This is a genomic window from Herbaspirillum sp. SJZ107 (genome assembly GCF_006715485.1).
GTDB lineage: Bacteria > Pseudomonadota > Gammaproteobacteria > Burkholderiales > Burkholderiaceae_D > Telluria.
The window spans coordinates 424,427-442,347 of record NZ_VFNH01000003.1 but is presented as its reverse complement, the minus strand read 5'-3'; the positions used below and the strand labels follow the sequence as shown (position 1 = coordinate 442,347).

At 66.8% G+C, this 17,921-nt stretch carries 13 protein-coding genes; 3 read left to right on the top strand and 10 right to left on the bottom strand.

Translation table 11 applies throughout. The annotated features are described in order from the left end of the window. Nucleotides 1-5: 5 nt before the first annotated feature. The 8 genes from FBX97_RS20115 to FBX97_RS20080 all read right to left on the bottom strand — a co-directional run bounded on the left by FBX97_RS20115 (nt 6) and on the right by FBX97_RS20080 (nt 10,699). Nucleotides 6-2,459 carry a TonB-dependent siderophore receptor gene (locus FBX97_RS20115; RefSeq protein ID WP_255517562.1) on the bottom strand — a complete coding sequence of 818 codons (2,454 nt, stop codon included), beginning with the start codon at nt 2,457-2,459 and terminating at the stop codon, nt 6-8. Nucleotides 2,460-2,616: 157 nt separating this feature from the next. Beyond that, the gene (locus tag FBX97_RS20110) at nt 2,617-3,387 is read right to left on the bottom strand and encodes a fused MFS/spermidine synthase (protein ID WP_141835762.1); all 771 of its coding nucleotides are present in this window, start codon (nt 3,385-3,387) and stop codon (nt 2,617-2,619) included. Nucleotides 3,388-3,399: 12 nt separating this feature from the next. Next, the gene (locus FBX97_RS20105) at nt 3,400-4,761 is read right to left on the bottom strand and encodes a PAS domain-containing sensor histidine kinase (protein ID WP_141835759.1); all 1,362 of its coding nucleotides are present in this window, start codon (nt 4,759-4,761) and stop codon (nt 3,400-3,402) included. After that, the gene (locus FBX97_RS20100) at nt 4,758-6,092 is read right to left on the bottom strand and encodes a sigma-54 dependent transcriptional regulator (RefSeq protein WP_141835756.1); all 1,335 of its coding nucleotides are present in this window, start codon (nt 6,090-6,092) and stop codon (nt 4,758-4,760) included. Before FBX97_RS20100 ends, FBX97_RS20105 begins: the two co-directional genes overlap by 4 nt. Before the next feature lie 16 nt (nt 6,093-6,108). Beyond that, the gene (locus tag FBX97_RS20095) at nt 6,109-7,341 is read right to left on the bottom strand and encodes an ABC transporter permease (protein WP_141835753.1); all 1,233 of its coding nucleotides are present in this window, start codon (nt 7,339-7,341) and stop codon (nt 6,109-6,111) included. 21 nt (nt 7,342-7,362) lie between these two features. Further along, nucleotides 7,363-8,673 carry an ABC transporter permease gene (locus FBX97_RS20090; protein ID WP_141835748.1) on the bottom strand — a complete coding sequence of 437 codons (1,311 nt, stop codon included), beginning with the start codon at nt 8,671-8,673 and terminating at the stop codon, nt 7,363-7,365. Nucleotides 8,674-8,686: 13 nt separating this feature from the next. After that, entirely contained in the window at nt 8,687-9,394 is a 708-nt protein-coding gene (locus tag FBX97_RS20085) for an ABC transporter ATP-binding protein (protein WP_141835744.1), read from the bottom strand. 24 nt (nt 9,395-9,418) lie between these two features. Next, on the bottom strand, nt 9,419-10,699 hold the full coding sequence (locus FBX97_RS20080) for an efflux RND transporter periplasmic adaptor subunit (RefSeq protein ID WP_141835741.1): 1,281 nt from the start codon (nt 10,697-10,699) through the stop codon (nt 9,419-9,421). Between the two features lie 226 nt (nt 10,700-10,925). On the opposite strand from FBX97_RS20080, the gene FBX97_RS20075 reads away from it, so the two are divergent. Beyond that, a complete protein-coding gene (locus FBX97_RS20075) occupies nt 10,926-12,542 on the top strand; it encodes a hypothetical protein (RefSeq protein WP_141835739.1) in 1,617 nt (538 codons plus the stop codon). 67 nt (nt 12,543-12,609) lie between these two features. Here the strand turns inward: FBX97_RS20075 and FBX97_RS20070 are convergent, their stop codons facing one another. Together FBX97_RS20070 and FBX97_RS20065 are read right to left on the bottom strand one after the other, a co-directional pair. Then, entirely contained in the window at nt 12,610-14,385 is a 1,776-nt protein-coding gene (locus FBX97_RS20070) for a YbhB/YbcL family Raf kinase inhibitor-like protein (RefSeq protein WP_141835736.1), read from the bottom strand. A gap of 140 nt (nt 14,386-14,525) precedes the next feature. Next, nucleotides 14,526-16,418 (bottom strand): phosphoethanolamine transferase, encoded by a 1,893-nt coding sequence (locus FBX97_RS20065; protein WP_141835733.1) that lies wholly within the window; start codon nt 16,416-16,418, stop codon nt 14,526-14,528. A 408-nt stretch (nt 16,419-16,826) separates the two neighbouring features. On the opposite strand from FBX97_RS20065, the gene rpsL reads away from it, so the two are divergent. Both rpsL and rpsG read left to right on the top strand, forming a co-directional pair. Continuing rightward, the gene (gene rpsL / locus FBX97_RS20060; RefSeq protein WP_005663517.1) at nt 16,827-17,210 is read left to right on the top strand and encodes a 30S ribosomal protein S12; all 384 of its coding nucleotides are present in this window, start codon (nt 16,827-16,829) and stop codon (nt 17,208-17,210) included. Between the two features lie 126 nt (nt 17,211-17,336). Further along, nucleotides 17,337-17,807, top strand: coding sequence for a 30S ribosomal protein S7 (gene rpsG, locus FBX97_RS20055; RefSeq protein ID WP_141835730.1), 471 nt, complete (start codon nt 17,337-17,339; stop codon nt 17,805-17,807). The last annotated feature ends 114 nt before the right edge of the window (nt 17,808-17,921 follow it).

Genomic DNA, 17,921 nt, shown 5'->3' with positions numbered 1-17,921 from the left:
CTATCTCAGAACCGGTAATCCACCTTCGCATACAAGGACCGCCCATTGATCCCGAACGGGCAGGTTTCCCAGCAATACGTAAAGCCCATCTGCGGGAACGGCGCCGCCTTCACCGGGTCCCAGCGGCTCGGGTAGGTATCGAACACATTGTCGACCCCGGCGCTCAGGCTGAGCCGGCGGTTGATCGCATAGCGCAGCGACAGGTCCGTCAGCCAGCGCGCGGCCCAGGTCTGGACGTAGGGTGCCGTAAAACCCTGGCCCGCGACTTCGCCGTAGTAATTGGCGCGCAGGTTGGCGTTCCAGGCGCCGCGCGTGTAGTCGGCCGACAGCACGTGGTGCCGGCGCGGCTGGCCGCGTTCGATCAGCGTGACCTGGGCGTCGTCGAACAGCTGGCTGCCGGACAGCAGCGGCGACGAGGAATGGCGCGCATTCACGCGCGTGCGGTTGAAGCCGAGCTGGCCGGACAGCACCAGCGACCCGCCGGCGACGCGGCGCAGCGTCTTTTCCGCCACCAGGTCCAGCCCGTCGGTCGTGGTACCGACCGCATTCGTGAAGAACTGCGCCTGGCCGATCCGCAGCGGATCGAGCACGGCGCGCACCGGACAGCTGGCGGGCGTGGGGCAGGGACCGGCCTCGGGCGCGATCGTGCTGGAAAAGACGATGCGGTCGGCGATGCGGGTACGCCAGGCATCCGCGGTGATCGAGAAGTCCGGGGCCGGGCGCAGCACCAGGCCGAGGCTGGCGCTGCGCGAGGTTTCTTCCTTCAGCGGCGCGATGCCCAGTAGCCGGGTGACGGCGCTGCCTTCGCGCGCGGTCAGGGTTTCGGTCAGCACGCCGGCCGTGTTCAGGTTGGTCGAGACCGAGCTGTAGTACTTCTGCTGCACGCCGGGCGCACGGAAACCGGTCGAGGCGCTGGCGCGCAGGCCGATCGTGCGGCTCGGGTCGTAGCGCAGCGTGAGCTTGCCGGTCGTGGTGGCGCCGAAATCCGAGTAGCGCTCGTGGCGCACGGCCGCGCCCAGCGTGACCGGCGCCGCCAGCTTGTGTTCGGCGTCGAGGTAGAGCGCGGTATTGTGGCGGCCGGCATCGACCTCGGTCGCCGGCGTGTAGCCGGGGAAGCCCTGGATGCCGGCCTGCGCGATGTTGCCGTTCTGGTCGTAGATCGGGATCGCTGGATTATTGGTGCGGCCATACTGGTAGGTGACCGGGTCGCCGGCGAAGATGCGGTAGCCGTCGCGCCGGTATTCGAGGCCGGCGGCCAGCTGCACGGTGCGGCCGAACACCGACACCGGTCCGCGCAGGTCGAGGTTGGCCGTGGTCTGGGTGAAGCGCAGCTTGCCGGTGTTGCCGCCGGTCGGCGATTCGTGGGCGTGATTGCAGCCGCAGGTCGGCTCGTACCAGTAACTGACGTTGATCGAGTTGTATTCGAAGAAGCCGAGTTCGCTGAAGCCCTGGTTGACGCTGGCGTCCAGCTGCCAGCCCTTCGGCAGGCTGTGGCGGTAGCCGAGCGCCAGCGAGGCATCCTTGACCGTGGTGCGGATGCTGGGCAGCATGCCGTCCGGGTACACGGCCGGCACGTTGCGGCCGTCGCCGCGCGGGCGGAAGAAGCCGGCGGCATCGCCGATGCGGCGCGAGAAGCCGCCGAAGGCATACAGTTCGCCTTTGTCGCTCACGGGCAGCAGGCTGTTGAACCACAGGTGGCTGTCGGCGGCCAGCGAGTCGCCGATGCGCTGGGTCACGCGCGGCGGATTGGTGCGCAGGGGGTCGGGGCCGGCACGGTTGGTTTCGCCGCGGCGCCGGCCCTCGGCCGTCAGCGTCAGGTAGCCGCCGTCGCGGCCCAGCGCGAAGCTGTGGTTCTCGCCGAGGCTGAACGTGCGTCCGTCGCCCTCGCCCGTGGTGCTGACCAGCGCGCCCATGCCGTCGACGTCGGCGCCGCCCTTGAGCACGATGTTGATCACGCCGGCGATGGCATCCGAGCCGTACTGGGCGCTGGCGCCGTCGCGCAGGATCTCGATGTGGTCGATGGCCCAGACCGGAATCGCATTGATGTCGGTGCCGGCCGAGCCGCGGCCGATGGTCTGCTGCACGTTGACCAGCGCCTGCTGGTGGCGGCGCTTGCCGTTGACCAGCACCAGCAGCTGGTCCGGCCCCAGGCCGCGCAGGGTGGCAGGGCGGATGATGTCGGTGCCGTCGCTGATGAAGGTGGTGCTGAAGTTGAACGAAGGGTCGAGCGCCTGCAGCGCCTTGCCGAGTTCCGCGGTGCCGGTCGACTGCAGTTCTTTCTGGCCGATCAGGCCGACCGGGACCGCGGTGTCGAGCGCGCTCTTGGGGGCGCTGCGCGAACCGACCACGACCACCTTGCTCGTTGTGGGTTCGGCGTCATCCGCCTGCAGGGCCGCGGCCGGCGCGCAGGCCGCCAGTACGGCGGATGCGAGCAATGTATGTCGGAAATTCTTGTCCATGATCATTTCCCTCAAGGCTGAGCTCGGTTAGAGACCCAGCCATCTTGCGCGTGCTGCTGCAGAGGGAAATTGAGCGGCCACAACCCATGAGGCGTAGCTTGACCGTGGAGACGATGTGCATGTGCGGTTTATACAACAGGGAAGCGGCCGGCCGCGCTCACGCCAGGTGGTCGCGCATCCACTCCTTCAAGCCATTGACCCAGTTCTTGGCCGGCAGGTTATAGCGCCGCTTGATGTCGGCGGCGCGTTCGTACAGCAGCGCGAAGTCGAGCTGGGGCGACTGCTTGAAGGCGATCACGACGATATTCGCGTCGTGGACTTCGGGCAGCCAGACCACGGCGTCGAAGGCCTGTTCCATCGCCTGCAGGTTCTTGTCGTAGTTGATGAAGTCGCCGAACACGTTGGCGGTCATGACGCCATCGGGCCCCAGGCAATCGGCGCAGGCCTGGTAGAACTCGGGGGTGTCCAGCACCGGGCCGCGCGCTTCCTCGTCGTACAAATCGACCTGCAGCACGTCGACCGTGCCGTGGTTGGCGGGATCCATCACGAAGTCGAGGGCATCCATTTCGCGCACGTCGAGGCGGGCGTCGTCCGGCGGCAGGCCGAAATGATCGCGGCAGATCGCGATCACGTTCGGATTCAGTTCGGCCGCGGTCACGCGCGCCTGCGGGAAGCGCTGGTAGCAGAACTTGGTGAGCGCGGCGCTGCCCAGGCCGAGCTGCACGATGCGGCGCGGCTGCTGCACGAACAGCATCCACATCATCATCATCTGCACGTATTCGAGCTCGATCGCATCCGGCCGGCTCAGGCGCATCGCGCCCTGGACCCAGGAAGTGCCGAGGTGGAGCGAGCGCACGCCTTCGAATTCGGTGATGGTGGCCGGCGGATGGCCGGGCTGGGAAAAGCGGGGAGAAGTGGGGACGGACATGGGGGAATCTTATCAGGCCGGCAGGATCAGCGTCACCGCCAGCCCGCCGCCTTCGCGGTTGTTCAGCGTGATGCGCCCGCCATGCGCTTCGGCGATCTCGCGCGCCAGTGCCAGGCCCAGGCCGGTGCCGCTGCGCTTGGTGGAATAGAAGGGCACCAGCGCGTTGGTCAGCACCGCGTCGTTCATGCCGCTGCCGCGGTCCAGCACGTCGATGCGCACCAGGTTTTGCACCCGGCGGATCTGGAGTCCGACGTCTTCCGCGCGCGAGCCGGATTCGTGGGCGTTCTTCAGCAGGTTCAACAAGGCCTGCTCCATCTGGGCGACGTCGATCAGGGCCGGCTCGGGCGGCAGCTCGCCGTCGAGGCGGAAGCTGACCTGCGCCGCCAGCCGCGCCACCAGGGCATCCCAGGCGCAGCGCTCCAGGCGCGGCGTCGGCAGCTTGGCGAAGCGCGCGTAGCCGAGGATGAAGGTTTCCAGGTGGCGCGTGCGCTCGCCGATGGTTTCCAGGATCTGCGGCAGGCGCTCGGTCTGGCCGCGCCGCACCAGTTCCGCGCCGGAGTGGGCGAGCGAGGCCAGCGGCGCCAGCGAATTGTTCAATTCGTGGCTGATGACGCGGATGACCTTCTTCCAGGTCTGCACTTCCTGGCGCCGCAGCTCGGCGGTCAGCTGGCGCAGCAGCAGCAGTTCGTGGCGCCGTCCGTTCAGGCTGAAGTCGCGCCGCGCCAGGTGGTACACCTCTTCGTCCTCGCCTTCGCCCGCGGAAAACAGGCCGTCGCCGCCGCGCGCCAGCGCCTCGACCAGTGCCGGCGCCGCCGTCGCCAATACCGTCTGCAGGGCGTGGCCTTCCAGCTTGCTGCCGTGCGCCAGCAGCTGGCGCGCGGCCAGGTTGGCGTAGACGATGGTGCGGGCGCCGGCCGCCGTATCGGCCACCAGCAGCATCGCCACCGGCGTGTTCTGCACCATGGTGTCGAGCAGCAGCTCGCGCTGGACCAGGCCGAGGCGCTGTTCGCGCAGCACCTCGCCGAGCGCATTGTGGGCGGCGACCAGGTCGGACAGCTCGTCGTTCTGCGGCCAGTGCAGGCTGAACGAAAAATCGCCGTCGCGGTAGCTCGTCACGGTGCCTTCCAGCGCGCGGAACAGCGACAGGACCGGCTGCACCTGGGCGCGCAGGGTGATGACCGCGATCGGCACCACGCACAGCAGGCAGGCGCCGAGCACCAGCAGCGGCTGCCCCGGCAACAGGTGGTCGAGCGCCAGCGCGATGCCGATGCCGAGCGCCAGCAGCGTCGCCACCAGCGCCGACCAGCGCGTGACCAGCGAAAGGCGCCAGCGCCTGAACCAGCCCGCGTTTCCCGGCCCCGGCGCCGCGTTCATGCCGAGCGCGCGATGCCGAGGCGCTCCATGCGCCGGTACAGTGCCTGGCGCGACAGCCCGAGTTCGGCCGCCGCCTGGGCGATGACGCCGCCGGCGCGCGCCAGCGCCGCGGCGATGGCGTCGCGGTCCGGCTCCGCATCGGGGACGGCGGCAACCGCCAGCGGCAGGCCGAGATCGAGCGGCTTGATGGTCTCGTCGCGCGCCAGCAGCGAGGCGCGCGCCATCACGTTCTTCAGCTCGCGCACGTTGCCGGGCCAGCCATGCGCCGCCAGCGCGCTTTCCGCACTGGGGTCGAGCCGCTTGCCCGGCGCCAGGAAGCTGCGCGCCAGCGGCAGGATGTCGCCCGGCCGCGCCGCCAGCGGCGGCAGTTTCAATTCGATCAGGTTGAGGCGGTAGAACAGGTCTTCGCGGAAGGTCCCGGCGCGGATCATCGCCTGCAGGTCGGCGTTGGTGGCGCTGATCACGCGCACCTTGACCTGGCGTTCGCGGTTCGAGCCGAGGCGCTCGAAGCGCCCGGTTTCCAGCACCCGCAACAGCTTCATCTGCCCGGCCAGCGGCAGGTTGCCGATTTCGTCGAGGAACAGCGTGCCGCCGTCGGCCGCCTCGAATTTGCCTTCGCGTGCCCTGGAGGCGCCGGTGTAGGCGCCGGCGTCGGCGCCGAACAGCTCGGCCTCGATCAGTTCCGAAGGCAGGGCGCCGCAATTCAGCACCACGAAGGGACCATCCTTCACCGCCGAATTGGCCTGGATGATCTCGGCGATGCGTTCCTTGCCGGTGCCGTTGGGTCCCGTGATCAGCACCGGCACGTCGGCGCGCGCCACCTGGCAGGCCAGGCTCAGCACCCGCTCTGTGGCCGGGTCGGCCCACACCAGGCCGCGCAAATCGAAATTCTGTTCCAGTTCGCGCTTGGCGCGGCGTTCGCGCTGCAGGCGCTGGGCCAGCGCGCGGTTGGCCTGGCCCAGTTCGATCAGGTTGGTGACCGTCGCCAGCAGGCGCTCGTCGTTCCACGGCTTGGACAGGTAATCGGCGGCGCCGGCCTTGATCAGGTCGACCGCGGCGTCGAGATGGGTCCAGGCGGTCAGCAGGATCACCGGCAGGTCCGGGTACTGCCTGCGGATCGCGCGGAACAGCGCCACGCCTTCTTCGCCGGAGGTGGTGTCGGCGGTGAAGTTCATGTCCTGGATCACCAGGTCGACCGGCTGGCGTGCCAGCAGGGCCAGGCCCTCCTCGGGCGAGGCCGCGTGCAGCGCCGCGATGTCGTGCAGGGAGAACAGGACGTCGAGCGCGATGCCGACGGCGGCGTTGTCATCGATGATCAAGACAGTAGGCATGGACAATAGAATAACACTACACGCTGCGGGTAGCCGTGGCCGGCGAGATGCTGGCCGCCTTCCACGCCGGCCCGTAGGCGGCAAGCACGCCGATCAGCCAGAACAGCAGCGCGCCGCCCGCCAGGTAGCCCGCCGGCAGGCGCGTCATCTCCAGTTTGCTCACCAGCAACTGGTTCAGCGCCAGCCCCAGCGCCGCACCGCCGAACACGCCGGCGCTGGTGATCATCACGTTTTCAAGGATGAAGTAGCGCAGGATGTCGATGCGGCGGGCGCCGAGCGCGCGCCGTACGCCGATCTGCTTGCGGCGCTGGGTCACCCACAGGCTGGCCATGCCGACGATGCCGGAGCAGGTAATCAGCAGCATCAGCAAACTGACCGTGACCAGCATCCACTGCAGCGCGACGTCGCTGCGGTAGCGGTCCTTGCGGTCCTCGTCGACAGTGCGCATCTCCAGAATCATCGGGGTGGCCGTGGATTTGCGCAGTGCGCTTTCCGCTTCCTTCATCACGCGGTCGCGCTGGCCCGGCTCGGTGCGCACCGCATACATGGCACGCGAGCCGCCGTACAGGCGTGCCGGGATGATCACCGCGAACTCGCCTTTTTCACCGGTTTGCGCCGATTGGGTCTGCAGGCGCTCGACCACGCCGACCACCTGGGTGCCCTCGGCCTGCTCGTTGCGCCCGAAATACAGGGTCTTGCCGATCGGGGATGTGCCCGGCCACAGCTTGCCGGCCAGCGCCCGGGTGACGATGATCTGCGGCGGCGTGTCCTTCTTCTCCTTCTCGTTGATATCCACCAGTTCCTGGGGCAGGAAATCGCGGCCTTCCACGACATTCAGGCCGAAGGTCTTGATGACCGAGTCGCCCGACATGTACATCGAGGCCAGGGCGCTGCCGCGGTCCTGCTTGCGGTCGATACTGACGGTGCTGTTCCAGCCGCTTTGCGACAGCGGCATCTGCGACACGTTGGCCACCGAGGCCACGCCGGGTACCGCGCGCAGCACATCGGCCTCGTGCTTGAAGGTGGCCAGGCGCTGTTCGGGACCGTCGGTATCCAGGTTGCGCGCCTTGATGTAGAAGGTCGCATGTTCGTCGGCGATGCCGGACGGGCGCGCGATCACGGTGCGCCGCTCGTTGACGATGTACACGGCGTTGGCCAGGATCGCCAGGCTCAGCGCCACCTGCAGCGCCACCAGGATCGGACCGGTCTTGTTGCGCAGCAGCGCGGACAGGATGGGACGGATTTCCATGTCGTCTCTCTCTTATGAAAATTACTGCGATTTGAGCTGGATCGCCGGCGTCACCTGGCAGGCGCGCCAGGTCGGCAGCAGGCCGGCCAGCAGCGCCGCCGCCACCGACAGCACGAAGGTCAGGCCCAGCATCTGCCAGTCCATGTGCGCCATGGCCGCGACTTCCTTGCCCTGCATGCCGATCAGCGCCAGCGCGCCGAAGGCGAGCAGCAGCCCGAGCACGCCGCCGGCCAGGCCGATGACGCCGGTCTCGACCAGGAACTGGCGGAAGATCTCGCGGCGCGAGGCGCCGAGCGCGCGGCGCACGCCGATCTCGGACGCGCGCACCGAGAACTTGGCCAGCAGCAGGCCGATGGTGTTCACCAGGCACAGCGCCAGGAAGCCGAACGCCAGCCAGACCGACAGCTTGCTGTCGTTGTCGACGATCTTCAGCACGTCCATCCACTCCATCACGTCGTACAGGTGGTTCGGCGCATTGCGCTTGAAGCGGCCGAGCTTTTTCTGGTCGCGCACATAGTTGTCGAGCCAAGCCTGCAGATCGGCGCGGTCGCTCGCCGCGCGGGTCTCGAACCAGAACTGGATCCAGGTGCACTCCGACGCCAGCAGGGCGGCATAGCCCGGGTCGCGCCTGGCGCTGCAGTTCATGCCGCCGTTGTTGTCGGATTCGTGGCGGATCGCAGTGGAGAAGGGAATGAAGTAGTCGTCCGCATCGCCGAAGGTGTCGCCGCCGACCAGCTTGTAGTAGCGCGGGCGCGGGTTCCAGGTGTCGAGCACGCCGCTCACGGTGAACGGGAAACCCATCAGGCGCACCTGCCGGCCGACCGGATCGGCCTCGCCGAACAGCTTTTCGGCCATGGCGCGGCCGAGCACCACGACATCGGCGCCACGGGCATCGTCGGCTTCGCTCCAGGCCTGGCCATGGAGGAAGCGGACGTTGAACATGGCGAAGAAGTCGCGCGTCGGCGCCATGCCGGACACCATGAAGGCCGACAGGTCCTTGCGCGGCGGCTCGAGCGGCCCGGCGACACCGAACAGCGCAGTGCGGCGCTCGCCCTGGCCGCTTTTCAGCAGGTTGGCGGCATCCTGGTAGCTCATCTGTACGTCGTTCGGCTCGTCGCCCGGCGACCAGCCTTCGAGCGGGCCGTTGTCGACCTGCGGCACCAGCAGGCGGTCGCTCTTTTCGGGGATCGGGTCGCCCGACATCATGTGCAGTATGGTCAGGGTCGAGACGCTGGCGGCGACGCCGACGGCCAGAGTCAATACCATCAGTGCGGTAAGCGCGCGGTTGCGGCGCAGGCTGCGCAGGCCGAGCTTGAAGTAATAGCCGAACATGGTCGTGGACTCCTCAGGCGGTGACCGGGGTCTGGACCAGCGACGGCCCTTTGCGCACCAGGTCCGACACCTGGCCGTCGATGATGTGCACGTTGCGCGTGGTGCGCACCGCCAGCTCGGGATCGTGGGTCACCATCAGGATCGTGGTGCCGGCGGCGTTGATCTCTTCCAGCAGTTCCATCACGCCGCGCGCCATCTGCGTATCCAGGTTGCCGGTCGGTTCGTCGGCCAGCAGGAGCTTGGGCGAGCCGGCCAGTGCGCGCGCGATCGCCACGCGCTGCTGCTGGCCACCGGACAGTTCGGCCGGATAGTGCTTCATGCGCGAGGCCAGGCCGACCTTGGCCAGCGCATCCTCGATGCGCTTCTTGCGCTCGGTTGCATTGAAGCCGCGGTAACGCAATGGGACGTCGACGTTGTCGAACAGGTTCAGGTCCGGGATCAGATTAAAACCCTGGAAGATGAAGCCGAGCTTTTCGTTGCGCAGGCGCGAGCGCGCATTGTCGCCCAGGCCTTTCACGTTGACGCCGTCGAGGATGTAGTCGCCCGAGGTGAATTCCTCGAGCAGGCCGGCGATGTTGAGAAAGCTGGTTTTACCCGAACCGGACGGGCCGGTGACGGTGACGAACTCGCCTTCGCGGACGTCGATCTCGAAGCCGCGCAGCGCGTGGGTCTCGATCATGTGGGTGCGGTACACCTTGTTCAGGTTGGTCATGCGCAGCATGGCTGTGTCCTTTCAGTGATGTTTTCAGTTATTGATCGAGATGCGGCTGGCGTTGTTGAAGGCGTCGGTGCCGGCCACCACGACCTTGTCGCCCTGCTGCAGGCCGGACTGGATCTCGACTGCCGAGATGCTGGTGGCGCCGACGCGGATCGGGGTGCGGGTCGCGATGCCGTCGCGCACCACGTAGGCATAACGTCCGCCCTCGCTTTCGACGAAGGGGCCGCGCGGCAGCATCAGGACGTTCGGCTTTTCCTCGACCAGCAGGCGCGCGGTGACCCGCTGGCTCTGGCGCAGGCCCTTCGGCTGCTCGCCACGCTGGTCATCATCGAAGCGGACCCGGGCCAGCACCATGCCGCGCACCACTTCCGGCGACAGCGCCGACAGCTTGCCGGTGGCGGTCCCGGACGGCAGCTGGACCTCGGCGTTCATGCCCAGGCCGAGGTCAGCCACATAGGTCTCCGGCACTTCGATCTCGACTTCGAGCTTGGACAGGTCGACCAGGGTCATCAGCGGCGCATTGGCGGCGACCACCATCCGGTTCTGCACGTTCAGGGTGCCGATGAAACCGTCGACCGGGGCGCGCACGGTCAACTCATCCACACGGCGCTGGGCTTCCGCCATTGCCAGGCGCGCCCGTTCCAGCTCGTTGGCCTTGGTTTTGAGGGCCAGCTGGACGTCGTCGCCTTCGAGCGCCGCCGCCTGGGCCGCGTGCCTGGCGCGGATCTCGCTCGACTTCACGGCATCCTTGGCCTTCTGGAAGTCGATCTTGGCGATGATGCCGAGATCGCCGACGCTCTGGTAGCGTTCCAGCGTGCGCTGGGCCGACAGGCGGTCGATCTCGGCGGTGTCGGCTTCGCGCTGCGCCAGCAGCTTCTGTTTTCGGGCCAGGATCTGCTGGCGTGCCACTTCCGCCTTCAATTGCTCGTACGTCGACACTTCGCGCTTCAGCGCATCGGACAGGTCGGGCGATTCCAGCACGGCCAGGACCTGGTCCTTTTTCACCGTGTCGCCCGCCGCGACCTTCAGGTTGACGGTGGACGGCGCCTTGGCATACAGGGTCGGGCTGACGGCGGCCACCACGCGGCCGTTGACGGACGCGTCGCGCACCAGCGTGCCGCGGGTGACCTCGGCGACGCGCAGGCGCGCCGCGCTGACCGAGGCTTCGCTGCCGTGCCAGGACGACAGCAGGAAGGCGCAGACGGCCAGCACGGCGGCGCCGGCGCCGATCCAGATGGCGCCGCGCTTGAGGCCGGCGCCGGCCGCCGGGGCGATGATGGCGTCTTGTTGGGAGGTGTCGCGGATCATGGTGTGGACATTCGGGTTTGGACACAGCGGTATCTGCAGGAACCGTGCCAACTCTTAAGTCTTTGATTCGATTGGTGTCCGCCCGGATGAACGCGCCGTCCGCTCGCTGTCCGTCCGGCAGGCGGACGGACAGGGCGGACACTCTTTTGCCGGCGCTCCCTTGATATTTTATAAAGCGTTCATAATTTCCCGGCATCACTATCCGGCCCGGCCGTGGAAAGCGCCTATGTCCTTTACCGTGTTTCGCCTGCCGGGCTATTGGCGCCCGCTGCTGGCGCGTGTGGCTGGCTTGACGACGCCTGCTGAACCGGAACCGCAGGATTATCCGTTCGCGCCCGGCGACGTCGCCCGGCTGCAGCGTGTCACCGCGGGCGATGCCGACGCTGCGCTGGACGATCCGACCTGGCGCGACCTGCTGCTCGAGCGCTACGGCGAACTGGTCTCTGCCGAGACCAGCATCTTCGGCCGCCAGGTGCTGTACCGCCGCCTGCGCAACGGCAGCAGCGAGGACGAGGCGGCCCTGCGCCGTACCCGCGTCGAGACCCTGCTGGCCGATCCCGGGCGCCTGGCGCGGCTGCACCACGGCTTGCGCGCGCTGCGCCATGCCGACATCGAGGTGGCCGGGCTGCTGTTTGATGCGGATATCACCGCGCCGCCCCGGCCGGCCTGGCTGCGGGTCTGGTTCCTGATCCCGCTGCTGCTGGCGGCCTCGATCGCGGCGGCCCTGCTGCTGTCGCCGCTGGCCTGGCTCGCTACCGCCGTCGCGATGTATCTATTGGTGGCGCCGCAGATGCGCTACCGCGAGCGCATGGAGGAATGGAGCCGGCTGGGCGGCGCGCTGCAGATGCTGCTGCGCGTGTGCGCGCTGCTGGACGGCAGCGGCCATCCGCTGGCCGAGGATTTCACGGGCCGCGGCAAACGAGCCGGCTGGATCAGCCGGCGCCTGAAGCCGTCGCCGCTGGTCGACGGGGCGCCGCTGGTCAAGGATTACCAGCACTGGTTCATGCTGGCCAACGTCCGCCATTACTTCAGGAGTGTGCGCCTGGCCTTCGCACAGCGCGCCTTCCTGTGCGAATGCTACGACCTGTGCGCCAACCTCGAAGCCGACGTGGCGCTGGCGCGCCACCTGCTGGCCACGCCGCTGTGGTGCTGGGCCGGGCGCAGCGCTGCGCGCTCGCTGGCACTGGACGAGGGCGTGCATCCGCTGGTCGAGGGCGCCAGCGCGCTGTCGATCGCGCTCGACGGCAAGGGTGCCTTCCTGTCGGGCCAGAACGGCGTCGGCAAGAGCACCTTCCTGCGCACGCTGGGCCTCAACCTGGCGGCGGCGCGCGCCTTCGGCTTTTGCTACGCGCGCCGCGCCATGTTGCCGGCGCTGCCTGTCGTCGCCAGCATGCAGAACGAGGATTCGCTGCTGGGCGGGCAGAGCCTCTACATCGCCGAACTGGCGCGCGCCAGGGAACTGCTGGCGGCCGCCACTGCACGCCCGGTGGTGTGCCTGGTCGACGAGATCTTCCGCGGCACCAACCACGAGGAATCGGTATCGGCGGCGGCGGCGGTGCTGGACGAACTGGCGGCGCAGGCGCTGGTGGTCGTGTCTTCGCATAACCTGGTGCTGGGACCCTTGCTGGCGCACCGGCTGGCGCCGTGGCGGGTCGGGACGGGCGACGATGGCGTGCTGCGGCTGGAACCGGGCGTGCTGGGGCGGACCAACGGGATTGCGCTGCTGGCCGGGCACGGGTTCGGGACGGCGGTGCAGGACAAGGCCGAGAAGGTGGCGCGCTGGCTGGCGGGGCAGCGGGGTGGCGGTGCCGGGGCGGATTTGCTGGATGATGGGGTAGGTTGACGTCTGATACGGCCAGGAACACGAGAACGTCGTCCCCGCCCTTCGCGGGGACGACGAGGCTGGCTCGTTACTTCTGCGGCTTCTGCTTCTGCGCAAACGTCCCGACCAGCTCCCCCTTGGCCAGCACGTGCCCCTGCATCGCCTCCAGCAACTGGTCGCGCTCGGCACCCCAGGGCACGTCCAGCATCCGGTCCAGCGCATACACCTGGAAGTGATAGTGGTGCGGCTTGTCGCCCACCGGCGGATGCATGCCGTACCAGCCGGTCGAGCCGTGCGTGGTGCGGCCCTGCAGCACACCGTCCGGGTCGGTCAGGCGCGGCTGCTCCTGCAGGCCCTCGGGCAGGCGGGTCAGGCTGGCCGGGATGTTCCAGGCCAGCCAGTGCACCACCGGCGTGACCGGCTTGGCGTCCGGGTCTTCCATGACGACGACGTAGGATTTCGCATTCGGCACCGCGGTCCAGCTCAGCGCCGGCGCCACGCCGTCCGCGTATTCGCTGTACTTGGCCGGGATCTCGCCGCCGCGCACGAAGCTGGACGAACTGACGGTGAGCGTGCCCTTGGCCTGGGTCTGCGCGCGGGTAAAGGCGATCGGCACGCCGCTGCCCTTGTTCGCCTGCTGCTGCATCGGGCCGGCCGGCGCCTGCAGTTCGCTCGCGGGCTTGGCGGCGTTGCCGGTGTAGGCGACGCGGTAGATCACGCCGTTGGCGTCGTCCGCCATCAGCAGCGCGCCATCCCTGGCCATCGCCAGGCCGACCGGACGCGCGATGTGGGTCTTGTTGCCGTCGGTGAGGAAGCCGGTCACGAAGGGTTCGATCGAGCGTGCCTGGCCGTCCTGGAAGCGCACGCGCACGATCTCGTAGCCGGAAGGGACCTTGCGGTTCCAGGAGCCGCGCATGGTGACGAAGGCGTCGCCCTGGTATTCGGCCGGGAAGGCGGTGCCCTTGTAGAACACCAGCTGCATCGGCGCCGCGTGGGCGGCGTAGCCCAGCACCATCGGCGTGCTGTGCGCCTTCCAGTCCTGCTTGCTGATGTCGCCGATCGGGGTGCTCTGCGGGTAGATGGTGCCGGCGCCGACCACGTGCGGCCAGCCGTATTGTTTACCCTGTTCGATCTTGTTGAGCTCTTCCGGCTGTTCCTCGTCGCCGAGGAAGTCGATGCCGTGGTCGAAGCCCCACAGCTCGCCGGTCCGCGGCTGCCAGTCGAAACCGATGGTATTGCGCAGGCCGGTGGCGACGATCGTGCGGCTGCTGCCGTCCGGGGTGATGCGCAGGATGGTCGCGTTTTCCTGGTTGTTTTCATTGCAGGCGTTGCAGGTGCTGCCGACGGTCAGGTACAGCATCCCGTCCGGGCCGAAGGCGATGGTGCGGTTGGCGTGCTGGCCGGCGTCGGGCAGGTCGCCGATCAGCATCTTCGGCGCGCCGAGGCGGCCGTCGGGCTGGATGTCGGCCACGAACAGCTCTTTCACCGTCACCAGGTACAGCTTGTTGTCGCGGATTGCCAGGCCGTGCGCGCCGGCGCGGCTGACCACGATCTCCGGCTGGCCGTCGGCACGGCCGTCGCCGTTGGCATCGCGCAGCAGCACGACGTCGCCCTGGTCGCGCCGGCTCACGTAGACGTTGCCGTTCGGCGCCACCGCGATGATGCGGGCGTTTTTCAGGCCGGTGGCGAAAGGCGTCACCGTGAAGCCCGGCGGCGCCTTGATGCCGGCCATGCGCTGCGGCGTGGGCTCGACCTTGTCGGGTTTGAAGATATTGTTTTCGGCGCTGTACCGGGTGCCGTCGCCTTGCTGGGCCCAGGCACCGGTAACGGTCAGGCACAGCAGGGCCATGAGAGGACGTTTCATCGCGTGCTCGCTTTCGGAAAGTGGATCGGTCGGGGGAGGGACCGGGCCATCTTTACGCAGACAATTGGTGTTGTCTGTTTGCGAACTCACTAATGTCGAGTCCGTTCGACAAATTCGGCAGATTCACGTTTCCGGGCGCATCAGTGGCGCGGGAGCGGCTTGCCTTTGGCGATGACTTCGTGGCATTCGCCCTTGATGGTGGCGTTGTCGTAGTCGGTCCAGCCGTAGCTGTCGACGTAGCGCTTGTGCTGGCGGAAAGCCGGGTTGACGACGCTCCAGTCGAGGCGTTCGCCCGGGTAGTGCACGTCGGCCAGATCGAGCAGGGTGTGGAACACGTTTTCGGTGGCCAGCCTGGCCTTGCGGTGGCGGCGCAGCTGGCCGACCTTGTCGGGGTGGCGCTCGGCATAGGCGTCCGAATACCAGGCAAAGGCGGGCACGTGGAATTCGTACTGGGTATTGTGGCCGTGGAAGGCCAGGCGGCAGCTGTTGTCGTACAGGGTCTGGCCGTGATCGGCCACGTACAGCAGCGCGGCCGGCCCGGCGTTCTCTTTCAGGCGCTTGACCACGCCGTCGAGGAACCAGTCGGTGTACAGGATCGAACTGTCGTAGCTGTTGTTGAGCTGGGCCTTGATGCGGATGTCGGTGTAGACCGGCTTGTCGATGCCGTACAGCGAGGGCAGCCATTTGTCGAACTGCTTCGGGTAGCGGTGGCTGTAGTTCCAGTGGCTGCCCAGCGTGTGCAGCACGATCAGTTTTTTCGGCGCGGGATCGGCCACCGCATGCTTCAGGGGGCCGAACAGGATCTCGTCGTAGTTGGAATTGTCGGTGAAACCGCCCAGGTTCAGGAAATCGACGACGTCCGCTTCCTTGGCGAACACCGACACCGGCGTATCGAACTTGCCGAACGAGATCTGGTTCGACAGCCAGAAGGTTTTATAGCCGGCTTCCTTGAAGGCGGAAATGAAGGATTTTTCCGAGAAGCCATCCTTCAGGCTCTCGGTCGCCGGCTTGCGCGAGATGATCACCGGCACCGACAGCCGCGTCGCCGACACCGAGGTGATCATGTCCGGCAGCGTCACCAGATTGGCCTGCTGCGACAGCAGCGGATTGGTGTCGCGCGCATAGCCGTTCAGGCTCCAGCGGTCGTAGCGCGAGGATTCGCCGATCACCATCACCACGGTCTGCGCCTCGTCCGCGGCGAGGGCCGAGGTGGCGTGGAAGCGGAACTGCGCGCTGCTGCGGTTGAGTTCCGCCAGATAGACGCGCTCCTTGTAAAAGTCGACGCCGCGCGCCATCAGGCCGAAGGGCCAGGAATGGGCGAAGGCATCCAGGTCGAACGGCAATCTCGCCCAGTGCGCCAGCGGCGGCAGGGCGGGGCGCGGCGGCACGCTGCCGGGACGCGGCGCGGCGGTTTTTTCGGCGCCCTCGTCCTTCGACGGCGCCGTCCCGGCCAGCTGCACAGCCGGGCGCGCGGAGGAGGCGGCCGCCAGCGGTGGCGCCGCCACCCCGAATTCGACGCCATACGCGAACACCGCCGTGCCGATCGCCAGCACGCCCAGCACCACTGGGCGCGAGACGTCGGTCCAGTCGAGATCGCGCGTGCGCCAGGCTGCGACCCAGCTGGCGGCGAACCAGGCCAGCACGCCGATGAAGACGGCGATCAGCAGCCACACCTTGTTGCCGAGGAATTCCATTGCCTCGGCCGGGCTGGTCTCGGCGATGATGCCGAGGTGGTGGGTGGAGATGCCCTGGCCGTAGAACGCATATAAATAGAGCTCTACCGGCAGCGCCAGGAAGGCCGGCAGCAGCAGCCAGTGAAACCAGGCCGGGCGTTTCAGCAGCGCCCAGACGCCGCTCCAAGCCATCAGCTCGATGCCGAGCACCTTGCCCGGATGCTCGAGCGGCAGGCCGAACAGGGCCGGCACGAAAGGCATGCAGGACAGCAGCAGGTAGCTCAGCAGGACGGCCAGGTTACGCGGACGCAGCAGGAAACGCGGCAGAACACGGGGCAGGAAGCGCGGCAGAAAACGCATCGGAAACGGGAGCAAGGGTGGTGGCAGGGCCGGCAGACGAAGTCGGCTATTATGTCTTCTTTGCCGCAAGACACGCTATTTCTTTCCCGCAACTGCGCGTAACGGCTTGCAAAATGCTGGCCGGCGATTGTTTGTTGTATCTCAATCACGACATTCTTTGGCAATCAGGCATCCTTTCGCCATCTGGGCCTGCCGAGAGTGACCACGCGGTTGACCCCGTCCCATATCAGGTCTATACTTGCGAGTTCTCGTTTTACTCTGGTCTTCGTATACGTCAATTCAGCCGCTCCCATTGGTGAGTGGCTTTTGGCGCCTGTCGGGGCAGTAAAGCCGAGACTAGGTTTCAGTCCCCGGAAGCACCTGATGAGTCCGGGTCATCAACGTAGTAACTTTGTTGGATTAAGAACGATGCCAACCATCAATCAACTGATTCGCAAGCCGCGTGAAGCCGCGGTTGTGAAGAGCAAGTCGCCGGCACTGGAAAACTGCCCGCAAAAGCGCGGTGTTTGCACCCGTGTCTACACGACGACCCCGAAGAAGCCGAACTCGGCACTGCGTAAAGTCGCCAAAGTCCGCCTGACCAACGGTTTCGAAGTCATTTCGTACATCGGCGGTGAAGGCCACAACCTGCAGGAACACTCGGTCGTGCTGCTGCGCGGCGGCCGTGTGAAGGACTTGCCGGGTGTGCGTTACCACATGGTCCGCGGTGCACTGGATACCCAGGGCGTGAAAGACCGTAAGCAGGCCCGTTCGAAGTACGGTGCCAAGCGCGCTAAAGCCGCCAAGAAGTAATTCTTAGCACTTTCGCTTAATTAATTTGTTGAGTTGAGCCGGCCGGAAGGCCGAGTAAGTGAAAAACCATGAGGGTTTTTCGCGAGTGCGGTTCAAGCACTCAACTGAAGACAGGAAGGAATTGAAATGCCACGTCGTCGTGAAGTACCCAAGCGCGAGATTCTGCCGGATCCGAAATTCGGCAATACCGATGTCGCCAAGTTCGTCAACGTTCTGATGCTGTCCGGCAAGAAGTCGGTCGCAGAAAACATCATCTACGGTGCGTTCGAATACATCCAGACCAAATCGGGCAAGGACCCGCTGGAAGTCTTCGTTACCGCGATCAACAACGCCAAGCCGATGGTCGAGGTGAAGTCCCGCCGCGTCGGTGGCGCCAACTACCAGGTGCCGGTTGAAGTTCGTCCAGTTCGCCGTATGGCTCTGTCTATGCGTTGGTTGCGCGAAGCCGCAAACAAGCGTAGCGAGAAGTCCATGCCGCAACGCCTGGGTGGTGAGCTGATGGAAGCGGCGGAAGGCCGCGGCGGCGCGATGAAGCGTCGTGACGAAGTGCACCGTATGGCTGAAGCGAACAAGGCGTTCTCGCACTTCCGCTTCTAAAAAAGGACCAGCCGATCCATGGGCAGGTCGCCCCGGGATTGGCCCCTTAGTAATATCTGTTGTTCAGGCCGAGCTCATTTTGATAACCAAGATGTTGCTCGGTTTTGTCCATTC